This is a genomic window from Streptomyces sp. NPDC047981, from assembly GCF_040653315.1.
GTDB lineage: Bacteria > Actinomycetota > Actinomycetes > Streptomycetales > Streptomycetaceae > Streptomyces.
Genome location: NZ_JBEZNQ010000001.1, coordinates 336341 through 350704, shown reverse-complemented (window position 1 = coordinate 350704; position 14364 = coordinate 336341). Strand labels below are relative to the sequence as shown.

Below are 14364 nucleotides of genomic sequence, written 5' to 3'. Positions count from 1 at the left end.
GGGCGGCCGGGCCCGCTCCGAAGGACCATCTCCTTGTCCAGCCACGCCCACATCACCCCTGCCCTCGGCGAGGGCATATCTGACCGCGCGTTCCGCCTCTACTGCTTCCTCGTGCTCGAAGGCGGTGGACGGTGGGTCACTGTCCAGGATGCCGCCGACGCCTGCGCCTTGACCAACCATCAGGCGCGCAAGCCGCTGTCGGACCTGCGGAAGGCCAGAATGGCCGAGTCCCGCCGTGTGTACGAGATGGGCTCCCACGGCCGCAAGACCTGGCACACCCACTTCCGCACCATGGACCAGGTGAACGGGGTGGCAGCGTGATCGACCGCAGCGCCCTCCGGCGCAGCCCCCGCCGCAAGTACCACGTAGAGGTCGAGTCCGAGACCGTCCGCGACACCGACCTCAGCTACCGCTCCCTCGGCATCCTGACGTACTGCCTCGACCAGCACGAGAGCTGGCAGGTGCGCAGCGAACAGCTCTCCCGAGGCGAAGGCCGCGAAGGCCGCGACGCTATCCGCAAGTCGCTCCACCAACTGGCCAAGTACGGCTACTACCGCCTGGAACGGCGCCGCTTCCGCGACGGCAAGACCGTCATGGGTGCGGCGATCAGCGAGTACCCCATGGAGCAGTGGGCCCGCGACTACGAGATCTTCGGCGAGGACCTGACGATCCCCGTCGTCGAGCAGGGCGACGGCTCCTGGCAGGTCCGCTACCCCGACGACACCTACGGGCCGGACGGGATCACGGCCGGCACAGCGCCGGACACCGACGACGCTCCGACGGACGGCGAGCAGACGCCCGCCCCCGAGCCGGAGGCCGACACCGAAGAGGCCCCGGCCAAGGAGACGAAGCGGCCCCTGCCCCCGGCCGCCCGCGCCGCCGCCGGGCAGAGGAAGCGCAAGCCCGCCGCGCCGCGCGCCACCAAGAAGAAGCCGGACGAGGACTCCGCGGACGGCGAATCCCCCGAGCCGAAGATGAAGACCCCGGCTCAGGAAGTCGCCACCTGGTACTACGACCACGCCACCAAGCACCTCGGCCCGTACGCAGGGCCGAAGAAGTCCGGTTGGTACTTCGGCCTGGTCCAGCTCAGCAAGCAGGCACTCGAAGCCGGATACGAGAAGCAGCAGGTGGCCAAAGCGTTCCAGCGCACGGGAGTGCACTGGCCGAACGCTCCTCGTTTCCAGCGGGCGCTGAGCGACGAGCGCAACAACGCCCCGATGCCAGCCCGCTACGGAGGGCGGCCCGCGCTCTACAACGACGCCGCCACCTGGGGCCCCATCGGCAGTGCCGACCCGCCGCCCACGTCCTCCTTCGACGAGCCCGCCTTCAGCGTCGTCCCTGCCTAACGAGAGAAGCCCGCAGTGAGCACCATGACCATCGAGCGCTACCGCGTCGGACGGGACCCGATGCCCCTGGGGAACGTCGTCAGTGACCGCATGCTCGCCGCCCTCAAGCGCGGCGGTGCCGACCTCTCCCAGCTCGGAGTGAATGTCCCCGAGCACGACAACGGCGCTGGGCTGTGGGAGGACGTCGCCGTTCCGCAGGCACACGCGCGAGCCCTGGCCTGGCGCAACAGCGTCCTCGCCGCCGACCACGACGACTACCTGAAGTGGCGCCTCGCAGACCTCGACGAGAACCAGGGGTCGAAGCTGCTGAAGAGCTGGCTCGACAGCCTGATCTCAGCCAAGAAGACCCGCGCCCGGCCTAGCACCATGAACCTCGTCGTCGCGGGCAACGTCGGCTCGGGGAAGACCACCGGCATCCTCGCGCTCGGGAACGAGGCCAGCGAGCAGGGCCTGTTCGTACGGATGGTGCAGCACTCCACCTACCTGGCCTGGCGCCGCCCCGACGGCGGGCCGAACGACCTGAGCAAGTACGCGGTCCGCAGGCGGTTCGTCGAAGAGCCCGACCTGCTCATCCTCGACGAGCTGTGTGGCGAGATGGACGGAGTCCAGACCGACTTCGTACGCCGGGAGACCACCGACTTGGTCGGCTCCCGGATCGCCGCCGGCAAGCCCACGGCGTACTCCACCAACCTGCGCCGCGACGCGATCAAGGCCATCCTTGGCGAGCGGCTGGTCTCTCGGATCGAGGACCGTGCCTACCTGATGAAGGTCGTCGGCAAGGACCGGCGCCAGCCCCGGCAGGCCCTCGACTGGTGAACAACTCGGGCGCCTCTGGTACATGACAGAGGCGTACCTGAGCGCAGCGGCGGGTGACGCTATAGGGTTTGGGCAACCGAGAGCCGACGAGCATAGGCATCTCGGGCCGACCCGAAGCGAAGGAACACCCATGTCCAAGCTGCCTGCCCTGCGTGCCGTCACCCAGGGCGAACGCGAACTTCGCGACTGGCACGAGCGGTTGCGCTTCGGCGCTGCGGGCGCCGGATTCGGCATGATGATCGCCAGTCTCTACCAGCTCTACTGGGCCGGAACCCTCGTAGGATTCCCCACGCTCGCCGCCGTCGCGATGGCCATCTCCCTCGAAACCCTCCTCGCCTTCAATGCCGGCGCGGTCACAACCATCCGGCGCCGTGACGCCGACGGCAACGAGACCGGCTACTACTGGTCGCTCTGGCTGATCTTCGGTTTCCTGCTCACCATCTCGATTGCCGCCAACGTTGGCCACGCCATGGCCGCGCTCGCCACGTGGTTCGGCAGTGGCCAGGTTCCCCAGGTCCTCGACGAGAACCGTGCCTGGGTCTACGGCATCGGCTCAGCCGTCGCCGCGATGGTCCCCCTCGGCGGCACCTTCGGCCTGCACATCTCCGGATTCGTCCGCGCTCATGGAGCCGGATCGGACTGGATGGACCCCGAAGGCACTCGCGTTGTCCAGAACGAGGCGACCGCCACCCCGCCCGCCCCCGCGATCGGCGAGGACGCCGCCGAGACCGCCGCCCCGGCCGCAGTCGAGACGGAGGAGGAGAGCGATACCTCCCAGGCAGACGACGAGAGCGGCCCCGACGAGGCGGATGAGCAGGACGACGACGCCGACGGCGACGCCACGCTCACCGAGGAGCAGCTGTACACGATCTGGAAGGACGCCCGGGACAAGAGCGAGGAGTCCCGTTTCGGATGGTTCGGAGACCTCAACCCGTCGCAGCTCGGACGCCGCCTGGGTCACACCCCGCAGAACGGGCGCAAGAACGTCGGCCCCCGCTTCGAAGCCCGCTACAGGGCCGAGAAGTTGAAGGAGCAGGGCGGGGGCGTCGACCTGGACGAGCTGGCCAAGGCCACTGAGCCGTCCCCCTGACCTTCGCCGAGAACGACGTACGACGCGGCGGGCGCACCCTCTTCGGGGCGCCCGCCGCCGTCATGAGCGGGCACGGCCGACCGCCGGACGGCGACGGTTTCCCGAGAGGCGGCACCTGGCCCTCCGCCCGCCTTGAAGAAGGACGACCACCCCAGGTAAAATTAGTACAGCAGACGTCACGCCGTGATCTTAGGGGCATGCCCGACGCAACATCCGGGAGAGCAGCCCGGATACCGACCCGAAAGGCACCACCATGGCTGGAATCACCACGCCGCAGCGCACCCGCAGGAGCCGCCGGCCGACCGGCATGCCTAACCCGCCGCTCGTCCTGCTGACCGGGCTGGAGAAGACCGGGAAGAGCTTCGAGGCCGCACGCGGCACCGGCTCCGACCTCGTCGGCCGCTCCTTCTGGATCGAGATCGGCGGCACGGAAGGCACGGCCGACTACTACGGCCGCGTCCCCGGAGCCGAGTACGAGATCGTCGAGCACGACGGCTCCTACCAGGACATCCTCGACGCCATCCGGTGGGTCAACCACCAGCCCCGGACCGACGGCAAGCCCAACCTCCTGGTCATCGACACCATGACCGCTCTGTGGGACATGCTCAGCGACGAGGTCGCGAGGTACGCCCGCAACAGGGCCATCCGCAAGGCCGAACGCAACCGCTCCCGCATCCCCACCCTCGACGACCCCGTCGTCATCGACTCCGATCTGTGGAACCGAGCCAAGGACCGCTGGGGCGAGGTGCTGTGGCAGATCCGCCGCCACCAGGGCCCTTGCCTCCTGCTCGCCCGCACCGAGATCGTCACCGCCTTCGAGAACGACAAGCCCACCCGGAACACCACCCGCAAGATCAAGGCGGAGCGCAACCTCCCCGCCGCCGTCGACGCGATCGTGGACCTGCACGCCATCGGCGACGCGTGGCTCACCGGAGTCCGCAGCCTCCACATGGACATCCGGCCCGGCGAGACCCGGCGGTTCCCGGACTTCACGGTGGACGCCCTGCTGCGCCGCCTCGGGCTCCTGGACGCGGCCGACTCCCGGTCGGTCTCCGAGCTGCGCCCCGACGCCACCCTGGGCGAGCCCCTGTCCGGATCGCCCGCCCCGCAGCAGGCCCCTACCCTGACCAGCGCGCAGGCAGCCGAGATGATCCGGCGCGCACTCGTGCACCCGGACAACCCGGAAGCGGAGCTGCGCGCGCTCCGTGAGCAGCACGGCCGCCTCACTCTTGGGGCGGTCGCGACGCAGACGGCGTGGGGGACCATGAGCGCCGACGACCTCATAGACCGCTCCCTTGAGCACCTGAAGACGAAGGCCCAGCAGGCTCAGGGCGAAGCAGGCCAGAAGGCCACGGGCGCTACCTCCGAGACCGGTGGCACCGAGCAGCAGACCCGGGGCGAGCCCGAGCAGGATTCGACGAGCACCACGCCCGACGAGCCCGAGCCGGACGACTCGGTACCCCCGCCCCCGGACCCGCAGCAGCCGGAGCCGGGGCCCGAACCCGTCGACGAGGTCAGCGAGGCCGAGGAGCCGCAGGACCTGCCCCACCGCGTTCCCCGCCTCGCGCAGACCAGCAAGGTCGACCACGTCATGACCGTCCTGCTCACCGAGGCGGAGATCCAGGCGCGCACCCTCGGGATCACCCGCGAGGACCACCTCGCCTCCCTCACGACCGAGGGCACCGTGACGATGACGCGGTTGCGCAACCACGTCGCCCGGCACCGGCGCCAAGTCGCCGACCTCCTGGAAACCGACGGGCACCACGACATTGCCGACGCGTACCGCCGCGCAGGTACCCCGGAGCTGAAGATCGCGCAACTCTTCGAGTCCCTGCACGCCGACCTGGCCGCCACCGACTGACCGGACGCGCGACAACTCGGCGCGCCCGTGAGCGCCCGCCGGACCTGAGGCGCGCGCCTCGTGATCCCTGGATCGCGCAGGCGCGTGCCTCAGCCGATTCCGCCCGCGCACCCCGGAGCGCCGTTGCTCATCCTGGCGCGCCTGAGTTGCCCGCCCGCTGTCCACCGGAGCGCACCCCACCTGTCCGAAGAGCAACCGGGGTCCGGCGGGCGGGTCCCGACGGGGCGGCCGGCGCGCGCCCGAGCGATCCCGAGCGTTCAGGCGCGGGCGGGGGCGCTCAACCCGCCGGCGGCGGACGCGCGCCGATGCGCACCCGCACCTACTCTCGGCAACTTCGCGCCACCACGACGCCGCCCACCCCTAGGAGCAACTAGTTGCGCGCAACCACCTGACCTGCGGGAACGTGCGCGTTGCGGTCCGTCGATGTGAGGACGCCCCGAGGGGGTTGCGCATCCCGAAGCAGGCGGGCATACCGAAGGGGCGCGCCTCATCGCGGGCGCGCCCCTTCGGCGGTACGCGTGGTGGGTCAGGAAGCCGGTTGCGGGTGGCGTCGCTCGAAGCGGCGCTGCTCGCGCGCCTCCTTGCGCGCCTGGTGCGAGTCGGCGCGGACAGCGTGGAGCAACCGCGAGAACTCCTCCGGGTGGTTCTCGGCGAGCAACCGCATCGCCTGAAGCCGATGGTTCGGCGCCGAGGGCAACCGGCCCCAGCGCGCCTCCGCGTAGTCCAGGGAGTAGCGCAGGAAGCGCAACTCGGCTTCGAGCCGGGAGCACAGTTGCGATACCCGGGCTTCCTGCGCCTTGCGTGACTCGCCTTCCACCTTCGGCAGGAAAGCGAGCGGGTTGCTCATCATGCGCTCGGCAAGAGCGAAGGTGCGCGGGGCGACCTCAGGGTTGCGGAAGGCGAGCCCCTGGACGAGGTCGCGGCCGGCGCGCGGACCACGACCGGCGCTGTCCACCACGAACCCTCTCCACTCCTCGACGAACGCCTCGTCGTCGAGCTGGACCAGGAACTCGGCCTCGTCGAGCGCCAGGTCCTCGACGGCTGCTTCCACGGGCTGACGGGCGGCCTTGAGCTGATCGCGGAAGGTGTTGATGCGGGCCTGGTACTCGCGCTTCGTTTCTTCCGAACTCTTGGGCAGGAGCGCCTTGAACTCGCGGGCTGCGCGATTCGCCGTGGCCAGGGTGCGGCTGGCCACGGGGGGAGCACAGAAGGCCGCGGCCTGGACATCGCGGGAGACCCGGCGATCCGTCTCGCCTCGGACGAAGGCCACCCAGGCGTCGTAGAACGCCTGGTGGGTCATCTTCGTCAGGCGTTCGGCCCGTGCCGATACCTGCTCGGCAGGCGGCTGCTCGGCCATCCCTACGATTCCTCCTGGTCGCGGCGGCCCCGAGACATGGCTCGGGATAGTGGCGGTGGCCGCCTCGCAACCGATCCCACTCCGTGTGCCGGTTCATCGCAGGAGCAGCCGCTCCCCGGCCCTGCGCGCCTGCGCGGCGCGCCGTGGTCTCGGGCTGTTGGTCCCGTCGGCCCGACCCGGGAGTACGAAAGCATTCCCAGGAACCGACAAGCAGTCCTCAACGCAGTGAGATCGGCGGCGAGGCGGCCACCTGAAAGCGAATGGTACCCGCCGGCCCCCGTCGGGCTCGCGTGCCGACCTGGTGTCGGTGGCGAGGGACCCGACGAGCGCCATGGCGTAGGTCCTCTCCGTGGGAAAATGCGAGGTACCTGAGGGAGGCTCGGGACGCGACATGTCAGCGGGGGCTCAGACCTTGATCGTTAGCGATAGGAACAGTCAGCCGAGCGAGCGCAAGCAGAACGAGGAGCTGGTCGCCTTCGTCACTGGCCGCCTGATGCACCTCGGGATGGGCGGACCGTCCGAAGACCTCGCCCACGGCGTCGGCGATTTGCTGACCACCTATCGGCGAATCCTCCCCCACCTCGACGGGGCGGCCCCCGACTACGCCACCGGCGTCGCCGACGGCCTCGGTCAGGCCCTGCGCTACATCGCCGCCGGATACCGTCACCACCCCGACTACAAGCCGTACTTCGCTCCCCAGGCCCCGGCCACCGTCGCAGAGTGGCCGGCATGAGCAACAAGACCCCTGAACTTGAACTCAGCTACCCTGCGGTGCGTAACGGCCTCGACTTCCTGCGAAGCGTCGTCGAGCACCTGGACGGCCCGGAGCCGGATCCACGGGCCGTGAAGTTCGCCGTGCTCCACCTCCAGGCCGCCACCGAAATCCTCCTCAAGGCGTGCCTCGCCTCCACCGACTGGACGCTCGTCTTCCTCAAACCCGAGGAGGCCGACGAATCCGCCTACAAGACGGGCGACTTCACCAGCATCGGACCCGGCATCGCGATCTCGCTCCTCAAGAAGCAGGGCGTGAAGATCGTAAAACGGGAGAAGACGGCTATCGAACGGCTCGCGAAGGAGCGGAACAAGCTCGCCCACTTCGGCGGCACACTGAGCGCTGCGGCGGCCGAGACCCGCTCGGCCGTCGTCCTGGAGTTCCTTCTCCGCTTCATCGAGGACCACCTCCGGACGGAGCTCAGCGAGGACGACACCGCCCACCTGGAAGAAGAGATGCGGTTCGTCCGAGAGGGCGTCCCGCGCATCAACGGCTACGTCGCAGCCAGGATGGCCACGCTCAAACCCGTACTCGCGGAGCTCAAGCACTACACACTGCGCTGCCCCGACTGCGACCAGTGGGCCCTGATCGCCCAGGGCGGCGAGGTCGAGTGCCGCATATGCGTGCGGCCCTGGAAACCCGAGGCGTTCCTCCTGGAGTACGCCGTCGACGTCCTCGGGCGCCCCTGGGACAACGACGGAAGCTGCGACCCGGCTTCCTACTGCCCGGAGTGCGGAGCGCACGCCTTGCTCGACGAGGTCTACTTCGCAGCTGACCCGGACAAGCGGTACGAGTTCTGCTTCGCCTGCTCCCAGGAGTTCACCGGGCTCGACAACTGCATCCGCTGCACCTTCCCCTTTCAGCCCCGCGCCGAGGACGACCTGCTCTGCGCCGACTGCTGGTCCGACTCGCTCGACAGGTTCTGAGCCCCCGACGTCGACGGAGGACTGGCCGCAGCAGCCGCTCCCCGGCCGTCGGCGACCCGTCGTGGTTTCGACTGTTTGGCTCGCTGGCCCCCGCAGGGCCCGCGCCGATCTACTCGGGGAGGTCCGCCTTGGTGGGAGTCGTGGCGCGCTCGATCACCCGAGCGATCCGGGACGGCTTCCACAGCAGGTCGTAGGTGCTCTGCGACACGGTGAGCACGGCGATGATCGTGGCGAAGGTGAGCGAGCCGTGCTGGAACTGCTGCCAGCCACCCGACGCCGCGACCGTCACGACGCCAGCGACGAGCGCGAGGACGACGGCGACGATCTTCTTGACCTGGGGCGACCAGACGGGTCGCTGCACGATCGCGGTCAGCAGCGGCAGGAGGGCGCCGACCTGGGCGCCGGTGGTGAGGGAGTCGACGAGCGACATGGTGTGTGCCCTTTCCGATGATGGAGATGGAAGGGCGTGAGCGTGGATGACGGGACACGGTTGCGTCTCGTGCTCAGGGGCGTGCGGACTCGCGCTGCTCGACGTCCGCCGCGATCTCCGCAGGCGGCTCCGGGGCCGTGCGGCCCAGCGTGGTTCGTACGAGACCACGCAGGTCGTGGATGTACTCGATCGCGCTCGCCTTCCACCGGCGCCACTGGCGCTGTTCCTCCTGTAGGTCCTCGACGCGTCGTTCGAGGTCGGAGTACTTCGCTTCCAGCGAGGCCATCCGGTCCAGGGTCTGGGTGGCGACGGCCCTCTGCTGCTCCAGCAGGCTGGTGAACCCGTCCGTCACGGTCTTGACCGCGCTGGTGGTCGCGTCGCTGTCGTTCTTCCGCTTGGTCTGCCGGTAGGCGAGCCAGGCGCCTCCGAGGACGCCGATCATTCCGAAGAGGGGGGCGAGCAGGGGTGCTGCCGACACGAGCCCTGCCACTGGCCCTCCCTGTGTTATCGATCGAATGTGGGTGCGCGGGAGCCGGAGCCCGGAGTGGGCCCGCGGCTCCCCGCAGTGCGTACGGTGCGGGCCGCCGCGCCTTGTGTCGCCTGCTGCCGTCAGGCGGGTGTGACGCCGGCGATGACGTCCCAGGCCGCTCGCACCGCGTCGAGGATCTGCGCGTCGGTGACGGCGCCCTGCGCGCTGTCGGGATCGGTCGGGAGGAAGCCGGCGGCCGCGGTCGTCGAGACGATCGGGTCGGCAGCAATCGTGGGGGCGTATCCCGGGCTGGTGAAGTCGCCCGGGTTGAGGATGCTGCGGGCGAGACCAACGCGCAGGGGGTTCCCGGGCGTCTGAGGGTCCTCGGCCAGGACCTCGCGGGCGACGCGGGTGAACGCGGTACGCACGCGCGCGGCAAAGGTCGTGTTGCGGACGAGGCGGTTGTGCTCGTCGAGGAGCGTGGAGATCGGCATGACGGGGTTCCTCACTTGGTGTAGGTGACGCGGAGCTGGGGGGCGTACGTTTCGCCGGCGCCGCGGGCGCGGCCGTAGTACGCGGTGCCGGAGTTGTTGGGGTCGAGGGCGATACCGCGCCAGGTGGTGCTGTCGAAGACGTTCGTGATGTCGACCCACTTGCCGACGTTCTTGCCCCAGCCGATCGACATGGCTTCTCCGTCGGAGGAGAAGGAGCCGGGGCGGCTGCTGTGCTTGTGGGCCTTGATGACGGCGGTTCCGCCCGAGTTCTGGTACCAGTGATCGAAGTAGAGGTAGACCTCCGCTTTGGTGATCGTGGCCCCAGCCAGGTCAGTGGCGAGCGCGGAGGAGAAGCCGATGAGCGAGGCCTGCATCCCGTTGGTGGAGCTGTAGCGGCCCTGGTAGCACTTGTTGCCCCAATGCGAGTTGTAGGAGCCGCGGCTGCTGTAGGAGCCGGACCAGGTCGCGGAGTACGTCTTGGTATATCGCTTCACCGGGGGCGTGGAGCTGCCGCCGCCGGTGTTGTACTGGCCGGTCTCCGGGACGTAGGGGCCGACGTCCTCGACGTACATGTGCCCCATGTGGTTGGAGCCGCCGAAGAGACGCACGGTCTGGCCGGCAGGTCCGTTCTGCACACGGAAGGTGGTCAGGAGGCGGCGCAGCCCGCCGCCGAAGTCCGAGCCGCGCTTGATGCACTCCATCCGGACGCGCTGGTACCCGGCTCCGGTGATTGGGTAGACCGCGGACTGGATCTGGTTGGAGGAGATCGTCGGGGTCGCGGAGCCGCTGTCCCGCAGCGTCAAGAACAGCTCGCCGCCTGCGACGCTCGGGTCCGCGTAGCAGTCCAGGACGATGCGGTAGGTGCGGTCGTCCTCGGCGTCGAAGGCGAGCTCCACGAATCCGTAGTCCGTGGAGCTGGCCGAGACGGATGAGGCCTGCCAGTCGAGGGCGACGATCCCTCGGGCGCCGAGCGTGAGGTGCTCCTCGATCGGGTCGCCGGCGATGGTCAGCTTCCCGGCGACAGCGAGGTCTGCGAAGCCGGCGTCGCCGTTCTCCGCGATCGTGGCCACGGGCAGGCCGTTGTTCGACAGGGTGAGGTAGTTCGGGCGGCCGGTGACCAGGGCGACGGCCTCGTCACCGGTGACGTCGTACAGCAGCAGCCCCTGGGGGGAGACTTCTGCGCGGGCTCCGACGGCTCCGGAGGACATGACGATGCGGCATGACGTGTTGTCGTACTGCACGGTGCCGGCCGAGGAGTCGACCGTGGAGAGCGTCACGCGCAGCTCGGTCGTGCCGGTGGGTGCGGCGTCGGCCGGAGCGCCGCTCAGCGTCGTCCAGGCATCCCGGATCACGGCATCGTCGGCGGTCGCGATCGTGCTGGCCCCCAGCACCGTTCCGGCGGCGTCAAGCCACTGCCCGGCGATGCTGATGCGGGCTCCAGCCCAGTTCGCGGATGCCAGGTAGTCAGTCTTGAGCCACACCTTCTGGCCGGGAACCGCGGGCAGTCGGGCGAGCGTGAGGGAGCGGGTCACCGCGGTCGCGTTCGTGGCGTCGACCTGAGCGGCGCGGGGGCTGCGGTTTCCCGGGGTGGTGATGCTCCAGTGCGGGTTCCCTGCGACGCGTGCGTCGGAGAGTGCGCCTTCGAACGAGGGGTCGGCGATGACGTTGCCGTCGGTGCCCAGCGCGAGCCGGTCCGCGGTGAGGGACCCCACCTTGACGTGGGTGGCGTCGACGGTCCCGGCGAGGATCTTCGTGGCCGTCACCGAGTTCGCGGCGAGCTTGTCGGCCGTCACCGCCAGCGCCGAGAGCTTCTCCGTGGTGACGGCGAGCGCTGCCATCTTCTCCGCCGTCACAGCGAGCGCGGTCAGCTTCTCCGTCGTCACGGCGCCAGTGGCCAGGGCAGGCGTTCCGACGGCGCCGAGCGCGATCTTGGCGGCGGTCACCGCGTCCTGAGCCAGCTTCAGCTCCGTCACGATGCCGTCGATGAGGTCCTGGCCGACTGCCTGCCGGGGTGTTCCCTGCGCGGCCGCCGACGGCGGGCCAGCGATGGCCGCGGAGTTCGCAGCGACGAGCCGAACCCACACCGGGGTGTAGCCCTCGATCGCGACGGTGGCGGTCCCGCCGAGCGGTGCTGTGATCGTCGCCACCTGGGTCGTGATGTCGGGGGTGAACTCAGCGGTCGGGCCGACATGGACTTGGACGAGCGCGAAGTCGCTGGGGGTGGTGTACGAGTCGTCCCATTGCCCGTCCCAGCCGATGACGAGACCAGCGAGAACGGGCTCGACCGTGGGGGCCGTCGGCGTTGGTGGGGGCGGGGTGTTCACCGGCACGAGCGCGACACCGCCGTCGGGCTGCACGCCGACGGACCCCTTGAGCTGCCCGGTCTCGTCGTAGATGTCGATCGATCCGCCCTCGATCGACGTGTGGGACGCCTGGGTGGTGCGTTCCAGGGCTTGGACCCGAAGGTCGATGCTGTTCAGCACCTGCGCGATCTGCTCGGCTGCCGAGCTGGTGTCGAGGATCCTGACCATGGCCGGGATCCTGAACGGCTGCACGGGTTGTGTCGCGCGCTGAAGGTCTCGGTCAGTAGTGGAAGGCGTCGGAGCGCTTCAGGGTGAGCGTGCTGATGCCGTCGGCGCTGATCTCGTCGGTGAGGATCCGGTGCCAGACATCGACGTCGCCGACCCAGGGGACGTGTACCTGGACTCGAATGTCGTCTCCGAGTTGCCAGGCACCCAACCGGGCGTTGGGGTGGTCCACGACTTGGATGCTGGGGATCTGGAGCGCTTGAGTCCGGCCGGCAAGCTCCCGCTGGCCGCGGGCTGTCAACGCCACGGCGGAGGAGAGGGTCTTGTCGGCGAGGGTCGCCACGCGGCGGAGGCGTCCGTCGTAGCGGTGGACCTGGGCGCGGGCCATCTTGCGGCCCTCGCCCTTGCCGAGGACGACGGCCTCGTTGGCGAAGTCGTCGCCCATGCCCTCGGGTCGGGCGATGGCGACGATGTTCTCGTCGCCCGCGAATCGCAGGTCACGGCGCTTCCGGCCGAGGCGGGGCCGTCCGAGGGTCAGGCGGTGAGAGATCGCGTTGCCCCCGCCGGACCAGGCATGGGTCTCGGTCCAGTCGAACGGGGTGGTACGCGTCAGGGTGTCGAGGATCTGGCCGCAGTCGGGGTTGTCCCACCAGGCGAGTTCCCACGGGTCGGAGCCGTCGGCCGCTCCGAGCTTCTCGCCCAGATCGTGACCGTCGATGACGAGACCGATGTTCCCGTACGGCCTCGACTGCACGTGGTTCCAGATGTTGCGGAACGCGTCGTAGACGTCGATCCTCGGGCCACCGTACGGCTTCGGAGGCGGTGGGGTCCGCTGGACGCCCTTATTGCCGTCGATCCACCCGTCGTGGTTCCGGTCCTTCCCGGCATACGGGTCCTTCGGGGTGATGAGCTGGCCGGAGATCATGTGGTCCTCGTACGGGATGCCGTGCGGGTAGCAGGAGAAGCCCTCAGCCGCGATCGTGGCCTTCGCGCCTTCGTACGACGTCTTGGTGACGATGCCACCCCACCGGAGGTACCCGTCGATCTCCAAGTACAGCTTGGTGCCCCATTCCTGGATCATCGGATTGCCGTCGGGGCCGATCAGCCGCGCGTACTCTGGCTCGATCGTGCCGGTCAGACTGCCAGGGCCGGAGAGATCCCGCCGGGGATTCGACGAGAGCGAGAGCGGCACGTCCCAGTCGATGACCGTCTCCGGGAGCGCGCGCTGCGCGATGAACCTCCAGGCCATCAGGTCTCGTCCTCGTACGGGTCTTCCACCCACTCGATGTCGGCGATGCAGGTGGTGACGACGTCGGCCTGAAGGGTGCCTGGGTTGTTGTCGTCCAACGAGATCATCCCGTTGAGGTGCTGCACGGTTCCGCGGAACTCCGCAGGCAGCGTCACCGTGTCGGCGGAGATCAGGTGCAGTCGCTCGGAGCCGTCCGTGGTCCCTGTATCGAACTGCACGGACTGCCCCTGACGGGTGCCGAGCTTCCATGCCGAAGCACCCCACACGCCTGACCGCAGCGCCTGGACGCCAGCGAGCGTGAGCACGATCCGCGCCTTCGTCGCCCACAGCGGGACCTCCACGCTCCAGTGTGCGGCCGGCGGCCAAGCCACCCATTGCCCGACGGAGTTGCCCGCCCAGTTCTGATCGCCGGCCGGTGAGGCGGTGTAGAGACGGCGCCGACTGCGCGGGTTCCCCATCTCCCGCAGGTCCTTGACCATGCCCTGCGTGATCGTGGAGGTGTTCGCCGGAATGTCGATACGCGCGAGGGTGATCGCGGAGTCGCCGGGTCGGACCTGCCGAATGCTCGTCGTCGTGGGCGGAACGTTGGAGACGATCCGCGTGTGGATGTACGGGCCGATCTTCGGATCGCTCGGGAGCGGCCACGTCTCGCCGGCCGAGTTCGGGTTCTCGATCCGGGCAATCACCAGGTCGGACCGGCTCGACACCCCGGTCGCGGCCACCGGTACCTGGTCCGCGCTGGGGAGGCGCGCCGCGTACGCCTGGTACGCGCCTCCAGCCGCCCGGTTCAGGATCGCGCACGCTCCCGGGAGGACGTTCACCGCAGCCGCTGGTGCCGCCAGCGCCCGCACTTGAAGGTCGCCCGCGCCGATGATCCCCTCGGCGCCGCCGAAAGCGGCGTACGCCAGGACGCGGGCGATCTCGCTCGAGTGCTCGGCACCGCCCTCGGTGAACCACGGGACCGAGTCCCACGCCATGACGACCTCCAAGTTCGGTGACAGAGGCCGGATGGTCACCGGCGGGGAG

The 14364-nt window shown here is 69.4% G+C and carries 14 protein-coding genes; 7 read left to right on the top strand and 7 right to left on the bottom strand.

What is annotated here, in order from left to right:
- Nucleotides 1-33: 33 nt before the first annotated feature.
- The 5 genes from AB0E14_RS01605 (at nucleotide 34) to AB0E14_RS01585 (ending at nucleotide 5113) form a co-directional block, all read left to right on the top strand.
- Nucleotides 34-321, top strand: a complete 288-nt coding sequence (locus AB0E14_RS01605) for a hypothetical protein (RefSeq protein ID WP_362410138.1) — start codon at nucleotides 34-36, stop codon at nucleotides 319-321.
- Nucleotides 318-1346 carry a hypothetical protein gene (locus tag AB0E14_RS01600; RefSeq protein ID WP_362410136.1) on the top strand — a complete coding sequence of 343 codons (1029 nt, stop codon included), beginning with the start codon at nucleotides 318-320 and terminating at the stop codon, nucleotides 1344-1346. Before AB0E14_RS01605 ends, AB0E14_RS01600 begins: the two co-directional genes overlap by 4 nt.
- A gap of 15 nt (nucleotides 1347-1361) precedes the next feature.
- Nucleotides 1362-2162, top strand: a complete 801-nt coding sequence (locus AB0E14_RS01595; RefSeq protein WP_362410134.1) for a hypothetical protein — start codon at nucleotides 1362-1364, stop codon at nucleotides 2160-2162.
- 130 nt (nucleotides 2163-2292) lie between these two features.
- Nucleotides 2293-3252, top strand: a complete 960-nt coding sequence (locus AB0E14_RS01590; protein WP_362410132.1) for a hypothetical protein — start codon at nucleotides 2293-2295, stop codon at nucleotides 3250-3252.
- 253 nt (nucleotides 3253-3505) lie between these two features.
- Nucleotides 3506-5113 carry a hypothetical protein gene (locus AB0E14_RS01585; RefSeq protein ID WP_362410130.1) on the top strand — a complete coding sequence of 536 codons (1608 nt, stop codon included), beginning with the start codon at nucleotides 3506-3508 and terminating at the stop codon, nucleotides 5111-5113.
- Between the two features lie 526 nt (nucleotides 5114-5639).
- Here the strand turns inward: AB0E14_RS01585 and AB0E14_RS01580 are convergent.
- The gene (locus AB0E14_RS01580; protein ID WP_362410128.1) at nucleotides 5640-6470 is read right to left on the bottom strand and encodes a hypothetical protein; all 831 of its coding nucleotides are present in this window, start codon (nucleotides 6468-6470) and stop codon (nucleotides 5640-5642) included.
- A 412-nt stretch (nucleotides 6471-6882) separates the two neighbouring features.
- On the opposite strand from AB0E14_RS01580, the gene AB0E14_RS01575 reads away from it, so the two are divergent.
- The gene (locus tag AB0E14_RS01575) at nucleotides 6883-7203 is read left to right on the top strand and encodes a hypothetical protein (RefSeq protein WP_362410126.1); all 321 of its coding nucleotides are present in this window, start codon (nucleotides 6883-6885) and stop codon (nucleotides 7201-7203) included.
- On the top strand, nucleotides 7200-8168 hold the full coding sequence (locus AB0E14_RS01570; protein ID WP_362410124.1) for a hypothetical protein: 969 nt from the start codon (nucleotides 7200-7202) through the stop codon (nucleotides 8166-8168). The genes AB0E14_RS01575 and AB0E14_RS01570 overlap by 4 nt, the downstream gene beginning before the upstream one ends.
- Before the next feature lie 109 nt (nucleotides 8169-8277).
- Here the strand turns inward: AB0E14_RS01570 and AB0E14_RS01565 are convergent, their stop codons facing one another.
- The 6 genes from AB0E14_RS01565 to AB0E14_RS01540 all read right to left on the bottom strand — a co-directional run bounded on the left by AB0E14_RS01565 (nucleotide 8278) and on the right by AB0E14_RS01540 (nucleotide 14315).
- Nucleotides 8278-8598: a hypothetical protein gene (locus AB0E14_RS01565; RefSeq protein WP_362410122.1), complete on the bottom strand. Its 321-nt coding sequence runs from the start codon at nucleotides 8596-8598 to the stop codon at nucleotides 8278-8280.
- 73 nt (nucleotides 8599-8671) lie between these two features.
- Nucleotides 8672-9088 carry a hypothetical protein gene (locus tag AB0E14_RS01560; protein WP_362410120.1) on the bottom strand — a complete coding sequence of 139 codons (417 nt, stop codon included), beginning with the start codon at nucleotides 9086-9088 and terminating at the stop codon, nucleotides 8672-8674.
- Nucleotides 9089-9207: 119 nt separating this feature from the next.
- Entirely contained in the window at nucleotides 9208-9561 is a 354-nt protein-coding gene (locus tag AB0E14_RS01555) for a hypothetical protein (protein WP_362410118.1), read from the bottom strand.
- Between the two features lie 11 nt (nucleotides 9562-9572).
- Nucleotides 9573-12092, bottom strand: a complete 2520-nt coding sequence (locus AB0E14_RS01550; RefSeq protein WP_362410116.1) for a hypothetical protein — start codon at nucleotides 12090-12092, stop codon at nucleotides 9573-9575.
- A gap of 52 nt (nucleotides 12093-12144) precedes the next feature.
- Nucleotides 12145-13338, bottom strand: a complete 1194-nt coding sequence (locus AB0E14_RS01545) for a hypothetical protein (RefSeq protein WP_362410114.1) — start codon at nucleotides 13336-13338, stop codon at nucleotides 12145-12147.
- The gene (locus tag AB0E14_RS01540; RefSeq protein WP_362410112.1) at nucleotides 13338-14315 is read right to left on the bottom strand and encodes a hypothetical protein; all 978 of its coding nucleotides are present in this window, start codon (nucleotides 14313-14315) and stop codon (nucleotides 13338-13340) included. The genes AB0E14_RS01545 and AB0E14_RS01540 overlap by 1 nt, the downstream gene beginning before the upstream one ends.
- Nucleotides 14316-14364 lie beyond the last annotated feature (49 nt).

Excerpts from the sequence above, each read along its gene's own strand:
- AB0E14_RS01590 (WP_362410132.1), top strand. The coding sequence starts at position 2,293 with ATGTCCAAGCTGCCTGCCCTGCGTGCCGTCACCCAGGGCGAACGCGAA.
- AB0E14_RS01585 (WP_362410130.1), top strand. The coding sequence starts at position 3,506 with ATGGCTGGAATCACCACGCCGCAGCGCACCCGCAGGAGCCGCCGGCCG.
- AB0E14_RS01580 (WP_362410128.1), bottom strand. The coding sequence starts at position 6,470 with ATGGCCGAGCAGCCGCCTGCCGAGCAGGTATCGGCACGGGCCGAACGC.
- AB0E14_RS01570 (WP_362410124.1), top strand. The coding sequence starts at position 7,200 with ATGAGCAACAAGACCCCTGAACTTGAACTCAGCTACCCTGCGGTGCGT.
- AB0E14_RS01565 (WP_362410122.1), bottom strand. The coding sequence starts at position 8,598 with ATGTCGCTCGTCGACTCCCTCACCACCGGCGCCCAGGTCGGCGCCCTC.
- AB0E14_RS01555 (WP_362410118.1), bottom strand. The coding sequence starts at position 9,561 with ATGCCGATCTCCACGCTCCTCGACGAGCACAACCGCCTCGTCCGCAAC.
- AB0E14_RS01550 (WP_362410116.1), bottom strand. The coding sequence starts at position 12,092 with ATGGTCAGGATCCTCGACACCAGCTCGGCAGCCGAGCAGATCGCGCAG.
- AB0E14_RS01545 (WP_362410114.1), bottom strand. The coding sequence starts at position 13,338 with ATGGCCTGGAGGTTCATCGCGCAGCGCGCGCTCCCGGAGACGGTCATC.
- AB0E14_RS01540 (WP_362410112.1), bottom strand. The coding sequence starts at position 14,315 with ATGGCGTGGGACTCGGTCCCGTGGTTCACCGAGGGCGGTGCCGAGCAC.